Origin of the sequence: Paenibacillus flagellatus, from assembly GCF_003217775.1 — a bacterium.
GTDB classification, from domain to species: domain Bacteria; phylum Bacillota; class Bacilli; order Paenibacillales; family NBRC-103111; genus Paenibacillus_AB; species Paenibacillus_AB flagellatus.
The window spans coordinates 389,335-404,314 of sequence record NZ_QJVJ01000005.1 but is presented as its reverse complement, the minus strand read 5'-3'; the positions used below and the strand labels follow the sequence as shown (position 1 = coordinate 404,314).

Genomic DNA, 14,980 nt, shown 5'->3' with positions numbered 1-14,980 from the left:
TCCAGTGAAAGTATCCAGCGTAACCGTCCGACGCCGATTGTTCGCCGCGCTGCTCGGCAGCGGGATTTTGTTCGCCGCGCTCTTGATCCGGCTCGCCTACGTCCAGCTGTGGATCGGAAGCGATCTGGCGCGGAAGGCGGAGGACTCGTGGCGCCGCAACATTCCGTTCGCCGCCAACCGCGGGGAAATATGGGACCGGAGCGGCGTTCGGCTGACGTACAACGTCAGCTCGCCGTCCGTGCTGGCCATTCCGGCGCAAATCAAGGACGCCCGCGCCACCGCGAGGGAGCTGGCCCGCGTGCTGCAGATGAACGAGGAAGATATTTACAAGACGATTACGAAACGGGAATCGAGCGTCTATATCCGGCCGGGCGGCCGTAAAATGACAGAGGAAAAGGCGGAGGAAGTGAGCAAGCTCCGTCTGCCGGGTATCGTCGTCGCCGGGGACAACAAACGGTATTATCCGTTCGGCTCGTTCGCCTCCCACATTCTCGGCTTCACCGGCATCGACAACCAAGGGCTGACCGGGGTCGAAGCGTCCTATAACAAGGAGCTGACCGGCACTTCCGGCAGCATCTCCTATTTGAGCGACGCCGCCGGCCGGGAGATGCCGAACACGTCGGAGCGATACGAGCCGCCGAAGGACGGGTTGAACCTGCAGCTGACGATCGACAAAAACATCCAGTCCTATCTCGAGCGGGAGCTGGACCAGGCGATGGTGCAGCATCAGGCGAAAAACGCGATCGCCATCGCGATGGATCCGAACACCGGCGAAATATTGGCGATGTCGGCCCGTCCGACGTACGACCCGACGAACTTCCGCGACTATCCGAGCGAAGTGTACAACCGGAACTTGCCGATCTGGATGACGTATGAGCCCGGATCGACGTTCAAAATCATTACGCTCGCCGCCGCGCTCGAAGAGAAGAAGGTCGATTTGAAAAACGAGCCGTTCTACGATCCCGGCTTCATCGAAGTCGGCGGCGCCCGGCTCCGCTGCTGGAAGAAGGGCGGACACGGCAGCCAGACGTTCGAGCAGGTCGTGCAAAACTCGTGCAACCCGGGCTTCGTCGTCCTCGGACAGCGGCTCGGCAAAGAAAGCTTGTTCGATTACATCCGCCGGTTCGGCTTCGGCCAAAAGACGGGGATCGATCTGGGCGGTGAAGAGAACGGCATTTTGTTCAAGCCGTCGCGCGTCGGACCGGTGGAGCTGGCGACGACCGCGTTCGGCCAAGGCGTGTCGGTTACGCCGATTCAGCAAATTACGGCCGTATCGGCCGCCATCAACGGCGGGAAGCTGTTCAAGCCGCACGTGGCGAAGGCGTGGTACAACCCGGATACGGGCGAAAAGGTGAAGGACGTTCAGCCGGAGCTCGTCCGCCAAGTCATCTCGGAGGCGACGTCGAAGCAGGTGCGCGAGACGCTCGAAAGCGTCGTCGCCAAGGGGACGGGGCGCCCCGCCTTTCTGGACGGCTACCGCGTCGGCGGCAAAACGGGTACGGCGCAAAAAGTCATCAACGGCCGGTACTCGCCCGACGAGCATATCGTGTCGTTCATCGGCTTCGCGCCGGCGGACGATCCGAAGATCGTCGTCTACGTCGCGGTGGACGATCCGGCCGGCATCCAGTTCGGCGGTCTCGTCGCCGCTCCGATCGTCAAAAACATTTTGGGCGACGCGCTTCGCTACATGGGCGTGGAGCCGCGCAAAGACCAGCTCGAGCGGGAATACCGCTACGGCGAGACGAAGGTCGTCGAAGTGCCGGATTTGATCGGGCATTCGGTCAGCGACATTTACGAAGACATGAACATGAATTTCCGGCTCGAGAAGTTCGGGACCGGGGACGAAGTGATCAGCCAGGCGCCGAAAGCGGGCGAACGGGTGGAGCAAGGGTCGACGATCCGCATTTATATGGGAAAACATCCCGATTCCTGATTGCGCCCGCCGTCGTTTGGTCTATACTGGTAACACCATAGCGTACATTACAGTCGGTTCAGGAGGGATCGCCATGGCCATGCGGCTGGAACAGCTGTCTTCGCTATTCATCGCTTCCCGGTTGGAGGGAGACGCCGGGACGCTCGTCACGGGCGTTCAGGCCGATTCGCGCAAAGTACGGCCGGGGGACTTGTTTCTGTGCGTCCCCGGCTTGGTCAGCGACGGCCACGATTTCGCCGCCAAAGCGGCGGAGGCGGGAGCCGCGGCGCTCGTCGTCGAGCGCGACGTGCCGGTCGACCTGCCGAAGCTGTTCGTCCGCGATGCGCGATACGCGATGGCGGCCGTCGCCTGCCGCTTTTACGGCTACCCGAGCCGGGAGCTGAAGCTGATCGGCGTCACCGGGACGAACGGCAAGACGACGACGGCGGCGATCATCGAGCATATTTTGCGCGACCGAGGGTTCGGGACGGGTCTCATGGGCACGATCAACATGAAGATCGGCGACCGCTGGTACGATACGGAACGGACGACGCAGGAAGCGATCGACCTGCAGATGAACTTGAGGAGGATGCGCGACGCCGGAGCCGATTACGCCGTCATGGAGGTGTCGAGCCATGCGCTCGAGCTGGGCCGGGTGAAGGGGTGCCGGTTCCGCACCGCGCTGTTCACGAATTTGACGCAGGACCATCTCGACTTCCATAAGACGATGGAGCAGTACCGGGCGGCGAAAGGGCTGTTCTTCTCGCGGCTCGGCAACGAGTTCGCCGACGATCCGGACGCCGCCTCCTATGCCGTGCTCAATGCGGACGACGACGCGTCGGCCTACTTCGCCAAGCAGACGAGCGCGCAGGTAATCCGGTACGGGCTCGGCGACGGCGCGGACGTCCGGGCGTCCGGCGTCCGGCTGACCGCGAAGGGGACGCAATTTACCGTCACCGCCTTCGGGGAGTCGGTCGACGTCAAGATGAAGCTCGTCGGCAAATTCAACGTTTATAACGCGCTCGGGGCCATTTCATCAACTTTGGTCGAGCGGATTCCACTTGCGGCGATCGCGAATAGTCTGGAGAGGGTCGGCGTCGTGCCCGGGCGGATGGAGGCGGTGGAAGGCTCCGCCGATTTTCTTGTCGTCGTCGATTACGCCCATACGCCGGACGGCTTGGAGAACGCGTTGTCGACCGTCCGCGAATTTTGCGAAGGACGGATCATTACGGTATTCGGCTGCGGCGGCGAGCGCGACCGGACGAAGCGTCCGATCATGGGACGTATCGCCGCGCGCTACAGCGACTACGTGATCGCGACGTCGGACAATCCGCGGTCGGAGCCGCCGGAGGCGATTCTCGGCGAGATCGAGCCCGGAATCGCGGCGGAGGGCATCGGCCGGGACCGCTACGAGCTGATCGTCGACCGGCGCGAGGCGATTCATAAAGCGGTTGAAATGGCAAGCCCGAACGATGTAGTATTAATTGCGGGCAAGGGGCATGAACCATACCAGATCGTGGGCGGCGTCCAGCTTCATTTCGACGACCGGCTTGTCGCCCAGGAAGCGATAAGGGGTAGATCGAAGTGATCATTCGGACGTACGGCGAGATCGTCGCCATGGTATCGGGAGAAGCGCGAGGCGGAGACGAGACGATCGTCGTCCGCGGCGTCTCCAAGGATACCCGGACGATTGAAGCCGGCAATTTGTATGTCCCGATTATCGGGGCGAAATTCGACGGGCACGACTACGCGAAGGAAGCGATCGGCAAAGGGGCCGCCGCCACGCTGTGGCAGCGGGACCGCGGCGCTCCTCCGGAAGGGGTGCCGGCGATCGTCGTCGACGATTCGCTCGCGGCGATGCAGCGGCTGGCGGCGGCGTACCGGAGACAGCTGCCGGTCCGGATCGTGGGCGTGACCGGAAGCAACGGCAAGACGACGACGAAGGACATGATCGCGGCCGTATTGGCCGAACGCTATAACGTGCACAAGACGGAAGGCAATTTGAACGGAGACATCGGCCTTCCGCTTATGATTTTGCAGATGGACGAACGGACGGAGTTCGCCGTGCTCGAGATGGGGATGCGCGGCTTCGGGGAGATCGAGCTGCTGACCCGGATCGCCAAGCCCGAGGCGGCCGTCGTGACGATGATCGGCGAGGCGCATATGGAGCGTCTCGGCTCGCGGGAAGGGATTGCGAAGGCGAAGCTGGAAATTTTGATCGGCCTGGAGGAAGGCGGCCTGTTCGCCTACAACGGCGACGAGCCGCTGCTTGCGGCGCTGCTCCCGTCGACGCCGAAGCCGGAGTCGCTGCGGGCGGTCCGGTTCGGCGCGGGCGCCGGCAACGACCTGACGCCGAGTGGCATCGCGATGGATGCGGACGGCTCGACCTTCACGGTCAACGGGGAGAAAGAGCCGGTTTACCGCATCCCGCTGCCCGGACGGCACAACGTGGTCAATGCGCTCGCGGCGGTCGCCGTCGGCCGCTTTTTCGGCATGGCCGACGAGGCGATCGCGCGCGGGCTCGCGACGATGCGGCCGACGGGGATGCGGATCGAGCGGCTCCGGGCGCCGTCCGGTCTTACCGTATTGAACGACGCGTACAACGCCAGTCCGTCGTCCACGCGGGCGTCGATCGAGCTGCTGAAGGAGCTCGAAGGGTTCCGGCGCAAAATCGTCGTGCTCGGCGACATGCTGGAGCTCGGCGACCGGGAAGCGGACTTTCACCGGGAGATCGGAGCGCTGCTTGCGCCCGACCGGATCGATTACGTTTTCGCATACGGTCCGCTGTCGAAGCATATCGCGGAAGCGGCATTGCCGGCTTACGGCGAAGACGGGAGCCGGGTACGCTGGTTCCCCGACGACAAGCAATCGCTCGCGGGCGAGGTCGCCAAGGTGGCCGGGCCGGACGACGTCGTCCTGGTGAAAGGCTCGCGCGGCATGAGACTAGAGGAAGTCGTCCAGCGCTTCATGACCGAACAGCTGTAGAGAGGAGGGGGAACCGACCGTCATGGAACTGAAAGTGATCTTGTTTACGATGGGCGCCGCTTTTTTGCTCGCGCTTATACTGGGACCGATTTGCATCCCGATATTGCGGCGGCTCAAGTTCGGCCAGCAAATACGTACCGACGGTCCGCAAGGCCATCTGAAAAAAGCCGGAACCCCCACCATGGGCGGCACGATCATCCTGCTTGCGCTGTCGATCGCGTTTTTGCGGTTTTCCGACAAAACGGCCGACGCCGTCATCCTGCTCGTCGCCTGTCTCGGGTACGGGCTGATCGGCTTTTTGGACGACTACATCAAAATTTTGTTCAAGCGTTCGCTCGGACTGACGGCCAGGCAGAAGCTGATCGGCCAGTTGTTTTTTTCCGGCGTCGTATGTTACCTTTTATATCGGAGCGGGCACAGCACGGAGCTTCCCGTGCCGTTCACCGACTATTCGCTGGAAATCGGCTGGTGGCTGTACGTGCCGTTCGTCGTCATCATGATGCTCGGCATGTCGAACGCGGTCAACTTCACGGACGGTCTCGACGGCCTGCTGGCCGGCACGAGCGCCATCGCCTTCGGCGCCTACACGATCATCGCGATGGTGCATTCGGAGATGGAGACGGCGATATTCTCGGCGTCGATGGTCGGCGCGGTGCTCGGCTTTCTCGTCTTCAACGCCCATCCGGCGAAAGTGTTTATGGGCGACACCGGCTCGCTTGGCATCGGGGGCGGTCTCGCGGCCGTCGCCATGCTGACGAAGTCGGAGCTGCTCATCCTCGTCGTCGGCGCGGTGTTCGTCATCGAAATGCTGTCGGTCGTCATTCAGGTCGTCTCGTTCAAGACGCGAGGCAAACGCGTGTTCAAGATGAGTCCGATCCATCATCATTACGAGCTGGTCGGCTGGTCGGAATGGCGCATTGTCATTACGTTTTGGTTCGCCGGTCTCGTCTGCGCGGGACTCGCGCTTTTCAACTTGTAAAGGTGGGATTGCTTACTTATGAACCATCCCGAGCGTTACCGGGGCCGCGAAGTCGTCATTCTCGGCCTCGCGCGAAGCGGCGTCGCGGTGGCGAAGCTCTTTCACGAGCACGGCGCCGCCGTTACCGTCAACGATAAGAAGGACCGTTCCGCATGCCCTGAGGCCGACGAATTGACGGCTCTGGGTATTTCTGTTGTTTGCGGCGGACATCCCGACTCCCTCATTCACCCCGGCGTAGCGCTGCTCGTCAAAAATCCGGGCATCCCGTATTCGATCGCTCCGATCCGGGAAGCCGAACGGCTAGGCATCGAAATCGTCACCGAGGTCGAGGTGGCGAATTACATATGCGCCGCACCGATTATCGGCATTACCGGCTCCAACGGCAAGACGACCACGACGACGTGGGTCGGTCTGATGCTCGAGGAAGCCGGGCTTCAGCCGATTATCGCCGGCAATATCGGCCGCGCGCTGTGCGAAGCGGCTCAGGAGGCGACGCCGGCCAACACGATGGTCGTCGAGCTGAGCAGCTTCCAGCTGAAGGGGACGTCCGATTTCCGCCCCCGCATCGCCTGCCTGCTCAATATTAGCGAAGCGCATCTCGACTATCACGGCACGATGGACGACTACATCGCTTCGAAGGCGAAGCTGTTCGCGGCCCAGCAGCCGGACGACGTCGCCGTGCTCAATTGGGACGACGCCGAATGCCGACGCATCGCCGGCACGGTGCGGGCGCAGCTCGTCCCGTTCTCGATGCGCGAGCGGCTTGCGCGCGGCGTATACGTGGAGCCGCCGCTCGCGTCTCCCGGGGAGCCGCTGACGGAAGCGCACCGCATCGTGTACCGCGGAGCGGACGGCGAGGCGGTGGACGTGCTGCCCGTCAAGCAGCTCGGCATCCCCGGCAAGCATAACGCGGCGGACGCGCTCGCGGCGATCGCCATCGCGATGTCCGCGGGCGCGGACGTCGAGTCGGTCCGCAAGGCGCTGCGCGACTTCCGCGGCGTGGAGCATCGGCTCGAGCTCGTGCTGGAGCGCGACGGCGTGACGTATTACAACAATTCGAAGGCGACGAATTCGCTCGCCACGATCAATGCGATCGAGACGTTCGAGCAGCCGATCGTGCTGATTGCGGGCGGTTTGGAGCGCGGCGCGGACTTTCGCGATTTGCTGCCCTATTTCCGCCGAAACGTAAAAGCGGTCGTCGCCCTCGGCGAGACGCGCGGCAAATTCGCGGCGCTCGCGGCCGAAGCGGGGATTAGCGCGGTGAAAACGGTCGATACTGCTAAGGATGCGGCCGATGCGCTCGATCAGGCGGTCCGTGCGGCCAAGAGCTTCGCCGAGCCCGGCGACGTCGTGCTGCTGTCGCCGGCTTGCGCGAGCTGGGATATGTTCGAATCGTTCGAGGTTCGGGGACGCATGTTTAAGGAGTCGGCGCATAAGTTGTAGAAAGGGCTTGTTTACATCAGCTGCGGCCGGAAGCGCGGATCAATCGGGATAACGCTTCGCGGAACGCCTGCGGGACGAAACATGGGAATCGGATGAAGCGGTGAAGTCAGGAGCGACGGACACACTCCACCCTCGGTTGAAATCGCGTTCTCTTGAATGAGCAAAAGCAGGGAAGAACGCGATTTCAAAGACGGGTCGCAAGCTTTCCGTCGTGTCCGTTCGCTCCTTCGGCGTTTCGGGATCCGATTCATGTTTCCCCCGCAAGAGATGGCGAACCGATTCCCGAATCGTCGCCTCCGGCCGCGGCGTCGCTGCAAACAAGCCCTAGAGTGGGGAAGGTCGTAGAGAAAAAAACGCTTGCGAAGGTTCAAGCTTCGAGGCTCGGAAACGCGACGCCCATCGGAACGGCGCCGTCCAACCCTTTAAGCGCTCTCTGCCGACCGCCCCCGTCTATGGAGGTATGCGGCGATGTCGAAAATGCGTTCTTCACCCGATCCGTGGATTCTCGTCTCCACCCTGCTATTGCTGACGATCGGCGTTGTGATGGTATACAGCGCCAGCGCCGTGCTCGCTTTCCACGACTACGGCGATTACTTTTATTATTTGAAACGGCAGCTCATCTTCGCCGTGCTCGGCGTAGCCGCCATGTTCGTGACGATGAACGTCGACTATTGGGTATGGAAAAAGTACGCCAAGGTCGGCTTGATCGTCTGCTTCGCGCTGCTCGTCATCGTGCTCATCCCCGGCATCGGGGTCGTGCGCGGCGGGGCGCGCAGCTGGCTCGGCATCGGCTCGCTCGGCATTCAGCCGTCCGAGTTCATGAAGCTCGGCATGATCGTCTTTTTGTCGAAGCTGCTGTCCGAGGAGCAATCGGGCATCACCCGGTTCACGACCGGCCTGCTGCCGCCGCTCGGCATCATGGGGCTGGCGTTCGGCATGATCATGCTTCAGCCCGACCTCGGGACCGGCGCCGTGCTCGTCGGCGCGTCGCTCCTGATCATTTTCACGGCCGGCGCGCGGATGACCCATCTGGGCTATTTGGCGCTCGTCGGCGTAGCCGGCTTCGTCGGCCTGATCGCGGCGGCGCCTTACCGGCTTAAGCGGATTACCGCCTTTCTCGACCCGTGGCAGGATCCGCTCGGCGCGGGCTACCAGTCGATCCAATCGCTGTACGCGATCGGCCCCGGAGGCTTGGCCGGTCTCGGCCTCGGCATGAGCCGGCAAAAGTACAGCTACTTGCCGGAGCCGCAAACGGACTTTATTTTCTCCATCATCGCCGAGGAGCTCGGCTTTATCGGCGGGGCCACCGTCCTGCTGCTGTTCGCCCTGCTCGTCTGGAGAGGGATGCGGACGGCGATCACCGCTCCCGACTCGTTCGGCAGCCTGCTGGCGGTCGGCATCGTCGGCATGATCGCCGTACAGGTCATCATCAATATCGGGGTCGTCATCGGCATGTTCCCCGTCACCGGCATTACGCTTCCGCTCATCAGCGCGGGCGGCTCGTCGTTGACGCTCATGCTGACGGCCATCGGCGTCTTGTTGAACATTTCCCGCTATGCGAGGTGAGCCCATTGAAATCGATCGTCTTCACCGGCGGCGGATCGGCGGGGCACGTAACCCCCAACCTGGCGTTGATCGCCAGATTGAAGGAGCGAGGCTGGACCGTCGACTACATCGGCTCGGCGGACGGCATCGAGAAATCGATCATCGGGGAGACGGGCATTCCGTTCCACGCCATTTCCTCGGGCAAGCTTCGCCGTTATTTCGATTTGAAAAACTTCAAAGATCCGTTCAAAGTGTTGAAGGGCGTCTACGACGCCTACCGGATCATCCGCAAGCTGAAGCCGGACGCCGTCTTTTCCAAAGGCGGCTTCGTGTCCGTTCCGGTCGTCGTCGCGGCTTGGATGAACCGGATTCCGGTTCTGATCCACGAATCGGACATGACCCCGGGGCTGGCGAACAAGCTGTCGATCCCGTTCGCGACGAAGGTGTGCGTCACGTTCCCGGAGACGATCCGCCATCTGGCCGGCGGCAAGGCGGAATGGACCGGACTGCCGATCCGCGACGAAGTGCTTCGCGGCAACGCGCTGAAAGGACTGGCCGTCTGCGATTTCCATCGGCAGAAGCCGATCCTGTTCGTCATGGGCGGCAGTCTCGGCTCGCGCGCGATCAATGAAGCGCTGCGCGGCGGATTGGACCGGCTGCTCGAAAAGTTCCAGATCGCGCACATTTGCGGCAAAGGCAATCTCGACCCGGCGTTCGACGGTAAGCGCGGCTACCGCCAGTTCGAGTACGTGACGGGCGGGCTGCCCGATTTGCTCGCGATGGCGGACGTCGTCGTCTCCCGTTCGGGCTCGACGTCGATTTTCGAGTTTTTGTCGCTGCGCAAGCCGATGCTGCTCGTCCCGCTATCGAGGAACGCATCGCGCGGCGACCAAATTTTGAACGCGGAGTCGTTCCGCTCCCAAGGGTACGGCGAAGTGCTGGAGGAGGAACGGATGACCGCGGGTACGCTCGCGGAAGCCGTCTTCCGGCTGTACGACGAACGCGACCGCTACGTGGAGCGGATGAAGAGCCATTCGAATCAAGACAGCATCGCCCGCATCGTCGGGCTGATCGAACGTTCGGCCCGGCGCTGAAACCGCTGCCGGCACAAGGGGCCCGCCGCCGCATCGATAGGCGGGAGAGGCTGTCCGTATAGGCGTTTGTCACACATCGGGGCGGCTAACATACTATACACTATAACCGTGACAGACACCGGGATACCGCTCCTGCACCATGCGGAAAAATGGCCGTTTTTCTCAAGTGTTCGGACTTTCCGGACGTCGATCGCGTCTGCAGGCGCCTGCGGCGTCCGGTCATCCAGTCCCCGATGTTTCGTGAAGGAGGTTGCTTCCCCATGCGTCAGCTCATTCAAGATTTGCAGGCCGCCGAAGTCGGCGACGTTCTTCTCGACGAACCGCTCGCCGAGTACACGACGTGGAAAATCGGCGGACCCGCGGACGTCCTCGTCGTTCCGAGCGGAAAGGCGAAGCTCGCGGAGACGGTCCGTCTGCTGCATCGTCACGGCACGCCGTTTACGACGATCGGGCGCGGCTCCAACATGCTCGTGTCCGACGGAGGCATCCGCGGCGTCGTACTGCTGCTTTCCGACAAAGGCGCCCGGGGATCCGGCGGCAAGCTCGGCAGAGAGCTCGACAAAGTCGAATTCGACGGCGACGTCGTGACGGCCGGAGCGGCGGTTTCGCTTATTCCGCTCTCCGTCAGGGCCGGCAAAGAAGGGTTGACCGGTCTCGAGTTCGCCTCGGGCATACCCGGCACGGTCGGGGGAGCCGTCTACATGAACGCGGGGGCTCACGGTTCGGATATGTCACGTATTCTCAAAGAAGCCGAAATTGTGCTGGAAACCGGAGAAACGGTACGCCTGAGCAACGACGAAATGAAGTTCGCTTACCGGCACTCGCTGCTTCACGAGCGGCCCGGCATCGTAACGGAAGCCGTGCTCCAGCTGAAGCGCGGCGACCGCAAAGAAATCGCCGCCGCGATGGCGTCGTACAAAGACCGACGTCTCAAAACGCAGCCGCTTCAGCTGCCGTGCGCCGGCAGCACGTTCCGCAACCCGGACGGTCACCACGCGGCGAAGCTGATCGAGGAAGCCGGCTTGAAAGGATACCGGGTCGGCGGTGCGGAAGTGTCGCCGCAGCACGCCAATTTCATCATCAACACCGGAGGCGCGACGGCCGAGGACGTGTTGCGATTGATGGATCATATTCGCGGCACCGTATCCGACAAGTTCGGCGTCTCGCTCGTGCCCGAGGTGCTGGTCGTAGGCGAACGGTAAACGGCGAACGCTCCGGTTCCCGGCGCCATGCAGGCTTTCGGGAGGGTATTACATTGGAGAAGCTGGTTATCGAAGGCGGGAAACCCTTGTCCGGCACTGTCCGGATTCACGGCGCCAAAAACGCCGCGCTGCCGATATTGGCGGCAAGCACGATGGTCGAAGGCGTTCATCGGATCGGGAACGTGCCGGATCTGCTCGATATTCACGTCATGCTGCACATTTTGCGCGCGCTCGGCTGCAAGGCGGAGCTGAAGGACGACGTCGTGTCGCTGGAAACGTCGTCGGCCCATTCGTCTCATATTCCCGAGGAGCTGATGCGCCAGATGCGGTCGTCCATTTTCCTGATGGGACCGCTGCTCGCCCGCTTCGGGCATGTGCAGGTGTATCAGCCCGGGGGCTGCGCGATCGGGGAACGCAAGATCGATTTGCATTTGAAAGGACTTCAGGCGCTCGGAGCGACGATCCACGAGTCGGGCAACACGATTTCGTGCCGCGCCGACAAGCTTGTCGGGGCGGACATTACGCTCGATTTCCCGAGCGTCGGGGCGACGGAAAACATCATGATGGCCGCGGCGCTCGCGGAAGGCGTCACGACGATATCGAACGCGGCGCGCGAGCCGGAAATTCAAGATTTGCAAAACTTCTTGAACGCGATGGGCGCGAAGATGATCGGCGCGGGTACCGATACGATTACGATCGAGGGGGTCTCCCGTCTGGCGCCGCGCGCCTACCGCATCATCCCGGATCGGATCGTGGCGGGCACGGTCATGGTGGCCGCGGCCGCGACGAAAGGCGACGTGACTTTGGAAAACGTCTGTCCGGCCCATCTCACTTCCGTCATCCACGCCTTGAAGCGGGCGGGTGTTCAAATCGCCGTCGACGATGATATAATACAGGTGAGCTGTCCGACGCGGCCGAGAGCCGTCGAACGGATCGTCACCTCGCCGCACCCGTCGTTCCCGACCGATCTGCAAGCCCAGATGATGGTGCTGCTGTCGCTCGCCGACGGCGTGAGCGTCATCAAGGAGACGGTGTTCGAAGGGCGGTTCAAGCACGTCGACGAACTGTGCCGCATGGGTGCCGACATCCGCGTCGGCTTCAACAGCGCCTTCGTACGGGGCGTTCCACGGCTGTACGGCGCGACGGTCGAAGCGACCGATCTGCGCGCGGGCGCCGCGCTCGTCATCGCGGGTCTGGCCGCCGCCGGTACGACGGTCGTGGAGCAGATTCACCATATCGACCGCGGCTACGACCGGATCGAGCGGATGTTCGCGAGGCTCGGGGCGCGGATCGAACGATTCAGCCATGCGCGACAACTGAAAGTTCCGTGACACAATCTCATAATCGCCTGCAGGTCCCCTTCTCGAACCGGAAGGGGATGAAGGGCGTTTTGTGTTCGTCCCGTTTTACGATCGGAGGTAGTCGCTTTGCAGGAAAGAATGCCCGTGCTCCGGGAAGAGAAAAAGAGAAGCCGCAGCAGCCGCAAGCTGCTTTTCTTCTTGCTGCTCCTTTTCATAACGCTGCTTGCCGTCTTGTTCTTCCGCTCGTCCCTGAGCGAAATCGCGCGGATCGAAATTACGGGCCAGTCGGCGCTTGCGCCGGAGGAGATCGGACAAGCGTCGGGCGTCGTCGTCGGGGACAATTTTTTCGGCTTCCGTTCGGCCTCCGTGGAAGAACGGATCCGGCAGCTGCCGGCCGTCGAGGGCGTAATCGTCCGCAAAAAGTTTCCCGGGCTGCTCAAGATCGAGGTGAGCGAATACCCTCAAGTCGCCTTCCAAGTGAACGCGTCGGGCGGAAGGGAGCTGCTGCTCGCCAACGGGCTGGCCATCCCGGCCAAAGACGCGAGTCTTGTTACGGACAAGCCCATCTTGTCCGGCTGGCGCGACGACGATCCGTGGAAGACGCAGCTGTGTGAGGCGCTCCGTCGCATCCCGGACAACCTGCTCGCGGAAATATCGGAGATCAAGCCGTCGCCGACGAACGTGTACGAGGATAAAATCAAAATGTATACGCGTTCCCAGTTCGAAGTGTATACGACGGTCAAGTATTTGCCGGATAAAATCAAATACCTGGAAGAAATGATGCAGATGATGGACGAGCAAAAGGTCGATTCCGGCGTTCTCGAATTGCTGGAGGCGAATACGTTCATTCCGTTCGAGATGTATTACGACCCGAAGAAAAACGTGCCGAACGGATCGGACTCCAAATCGAACGGCTCGAAAACCGACGGCACGAAAACGGACGCCAAAGATACCCAAAAAAACGCGAACTGATCCGAATGTTATGCAAAAGGGGCGACTTCATCGCCTCTTTTTCGTTTCGCCGCCGTTTACGGCCCCTTAAAAATAGACTACTCAACCCTATTAAAAAATGGTAGAATCGTAATTATGGGGTCGTGCGAGCTTATGGAGCGGCCGATGCGAAATTGGTAATATTTGATGCCGTTAAAAAAACATAAAAAATTGTTGAAAAAAGAGGGAAACCCCGAGCCGTGTGGAATAAGTACAGAAGTGTTTTTCGCAAGACTGCCAATTTGAAACGAAATGCGGGAGGTGCCACGGGTTGAGCAGCAATGACATCATTGTGAGTCTGGACATCGGTACGTCCAAAGTGCGAGCGATTATCGGCGAATTGAACAACGGCGCCATTCATATAGTCGGGGTCGGCTCCGCCGATTCCGAAGGGATTCGTAAGGGAGCCATCGTAGACATCGATCAGACCGTGCAGTCGATCCGGAGTGCGATCGATCATGCCGAGCGGATGGTAGGCATTCAAATTGCGGAAGTATACGTCGGCATAGCCGGTAATCATATCGCGTTGCAATCGAGCCACGGCGTCGTGGCCGTATCGAACGAGGATCGGGAAATCGGCGAGGAGGACATCGAGCGCGTCCTGCAGGCCGCGAAAGTGATCGCCCTGCCGCCGGAGCGGGAAATTATCGGCGTCGTGCCGAAGCAGTACGTCGTCGACGGTCTCGAGGGCATCCAGGACCCGAGAGGGATGATCGGCGTCCGCCTCGAAGTGGAAGCGACGATCATTACCGGCACGAAGACGTCCATACATAATTTGCTGCGCTGTGTCGAGAAATCGGGCTTGCGCGTGTCCGGCGTCGTGCTCATGTCGCTGGCCGCGGGCCAGCTTTGCCTGTCGAAGGACGAGAAGACGGTCGGAACGGTGCTCGTCGATATCGGCGCCGGCGCGATTACGCTCGCCGTGTTCGAGGAAGGCAGCTTGACCGCAACGTCCACGCTGCCGATCGGCGGCGAATACATTACGAACGATATTTCGATCGGTCTCCGTACGCAGCTCGACATCGCGGAGAAGATCAAGCTGAAGTTCGGCTGCGCCGTCGTCGAGGACGCGGCCGCCGATCAAGTGTTCAAGGTGAACCGGATCGGAAGCAACGTCGACAAGGAATTTTCCCAGATCGATTTGGCCCATATTATCGAGCCGAGGGTTCAGGAGATTTTCCAGCTCATCCGCGCGGAAGCGGCCCGTCTCGGGTACGCCGAAGCGGCCGGCGGCTACGTGCTGACCGGCGGCGCCGTGTCGATGCCGGGGATGCTCGAGATCGCGCAAGCCGAGCTCGAGAATTCGGTCCGGATGGCCGTTCCCGACTTCGTCGGCGTACGCGACCCGGCCTATACGAGCGGCGTCGGCATCATCCACTACGTCTCCAAGTTCGCCCGTCAACGGACGAGCACGACCGTCAAAAAGCTTCCGGCGGCGAGCAAGAAATCGGCCTCGAAGGAAAACAAACCCGGACTGTTCGAACGGATCAAAAATTATTTGAGCGAATTCATTTAGATTGCGCTTTCGA

11 protein-coding genes are annotated in these 14,980 nt (G+C 61.5%); all 11 read left to right on the top strand.

What is annotated here, in order from left to right:
• Nucleotides 1–4 precede the first annotated feature (4 nt).
• The 11 genes from DLM86_RS14055 to ftsA all read left to right on the top strand — a co-directional run bounded on the left by DLM86_RS14055 (nt 5) and on the right by ftsA (nt 14,967).
• Entirely contained in the window at nt 5–1,933 is a 1,929-nt protein-coding gene (locus DLM86_RS14055; protein ID WP_110840636.1) for a stage V sporulation protein D, read from the top strand.
• 79 nt (nt 1,934–2,012) lie between these two features.
• Entirely contained in the window at nt 2,013–3,500 is a 1,488-nt protein-coding gene (locus tag DLM86_RS14050) for a UDP-N-acetylmuramoyl-L-alanyl-D-glutamate--2,6-diaminopimelate ligase (protein WP_110840718.1), read from the top strand.
• Entirely contained in the window at nt 3,497–4,897 is a 1,401-nt protein-coding gene (locus DLM86_RS14045) for a UDP-N-acetylmuramoyl-tripeptide--D-alanyl-D-alanine ligase (RefSeq protein WP_211326526.1), read from the top strand. The genes DLM86_RS14050 and DLM86_RS14045 overlap by 4 nt, the downstream gene beginning before the upstream one ends.
• Before the next feature lie 22 nt (nt 4,898–4,919).
• Nucleotides 4,920–5,876, top strand: a complete 957-nt coding sequence (gene mraY / locus DLM86_RS14040; RefSeq protein WP_110840635.1) for a phospho-N-acetylmuramoyl-pentapeptide-transferase — start codon at nt 4,920–4,922, stop codon at nt 5,874–5,876.
• An 18-nt stretch (nt 5,877–5,894) separates the two neighbouring features.
• Nucleotides 5,895–7,319: a UDP-N-acetylmuramoyl-L-alanine--D-glutamate ligase gene (murD, locus tag DLM86_RS14035; protein WP_110840634.1), complete on the top strand. Its 1,425-nt coding sequence runs from the start codon at nt 5,895–5,897 to the stop codon at nt 7,317–7,319.
• 468 nt (nt 7,320–7,787) lie between these two features.
• On the top strand, nt 7,788–8,885 hold the full coding sequence (gene spoVE / locus DLM86_RS14030) for a stage V sporulation protein E (protein ID WP_110840633.1): 1,098 nt from the start codon (nt 7,788–7,790) through the stop codon (nt 8,883–8,885).
• Between the two features lie 5 nt (nt 8,886–8,890).
• The gene (locus DLM86_RS14025) at nt 8,891–9,958 is read left to right on the top strand and encodes an undecaprenyldiphospho-muramoylpentapeptide beta-N-acetylglucosaminyltransferase (protein WP_110840632.1); all 1,068 of its coding nucleotides are present in this window, start codon (nt 8,891–8,893) and stop codon (nt 9,956–9,958) included.
• Nucleotides 9,959–10,218: 260 nt separating this feature from the next.
• Nucleotides 10,219–11,160 (top strand): UDP-N-acetylmuramate dehydrogenase, encoded by a 942-nt coding sequence (gene murB / locus DLM86_RS14020; RefSeq protein ID WP_110840631.1) that lies wholly within the window; start codon nt 10,219–10,221, stop codon nt 11,158–11,160.
• A 53-nt stretch (nt 11,161–11,213) separates the two neighbouring features.
• Nucleotides 11,214–12,491, top strand: coding sequence for a UDP-N-acetylglucosamine 1-carboxyvinyltransferase (gene murA, locus DLM86_RS14015; RefSeq protein WP_110840630.1), 1,278 nt, complete (start codon nt 11,214–11,216; stop codon nt 12,489–12,491).
• A gap of 96 nt (nt 12,492–12,587) precedes the next feature.
• The gene (locus DLM86_RS14010; RefSeq protein ID WP_110840629.1) at nt 12,588–13,433 is read left to right on the top strand and encodes a cell division protein FtsQ/DivIB; all 846 of its coding nucleotides are present in this window, start codon (nt 12,588–12,590) and stop codon (nt 13,431–13,433) included.
• A gap of 289 nt (nt 13,434–13,722) precedes the next feature.
• A complete protein-coding gene (ftsA, locus tag DLM86_RS14005; RefSeq protein ID WP_110840628.1) occupies nt 13,723–14,967 on the top strand; it encodes a cell division protein FtsA in 1,245 nt (414 codons plus the stop codon).
• Nucleotides 14,968–14,980: the final 13 nt, after the last annotated feature.

Excerpts from the sequence above, each read along its gene's own strand:
- DLM86_RS14050 (WP_110840718.1), top strand. The coding sequence starts at position 2,013 with ATGCGGCTGGAACAGCTGTCTTCGCTATTCATCGCTTCCCGGTTGGAG.
- mraY (WP_110840635.1), top strand. The coding sequence starts at position 4,920 with ATGGAACTGAAAGTGATCTTGTTTACGATGGGCGCCGCTTTTTTGCTC.
- murD (WP_110840634.1), top strand. The coding sequence starts at position 5,895 with ATGAACCATCCCGAGCGTTACCGGGGCCGCGAAGTCGTCATTCTCGGC.
- spoVE (WP_110840633.1), top strand. The coding sequence starts at position 7,788 with ATGTCGAAAATGCGTTCTTCACCCGATCCGTGGATTCTCGTCTCCACC.
- murB (WP_110840631.1), top strand. The coding sequence starts at position 10,219 with ATGCGTCAGCTCATTCAAGATTTGCAGGCCGCCGAAGTCGGCGACGTT.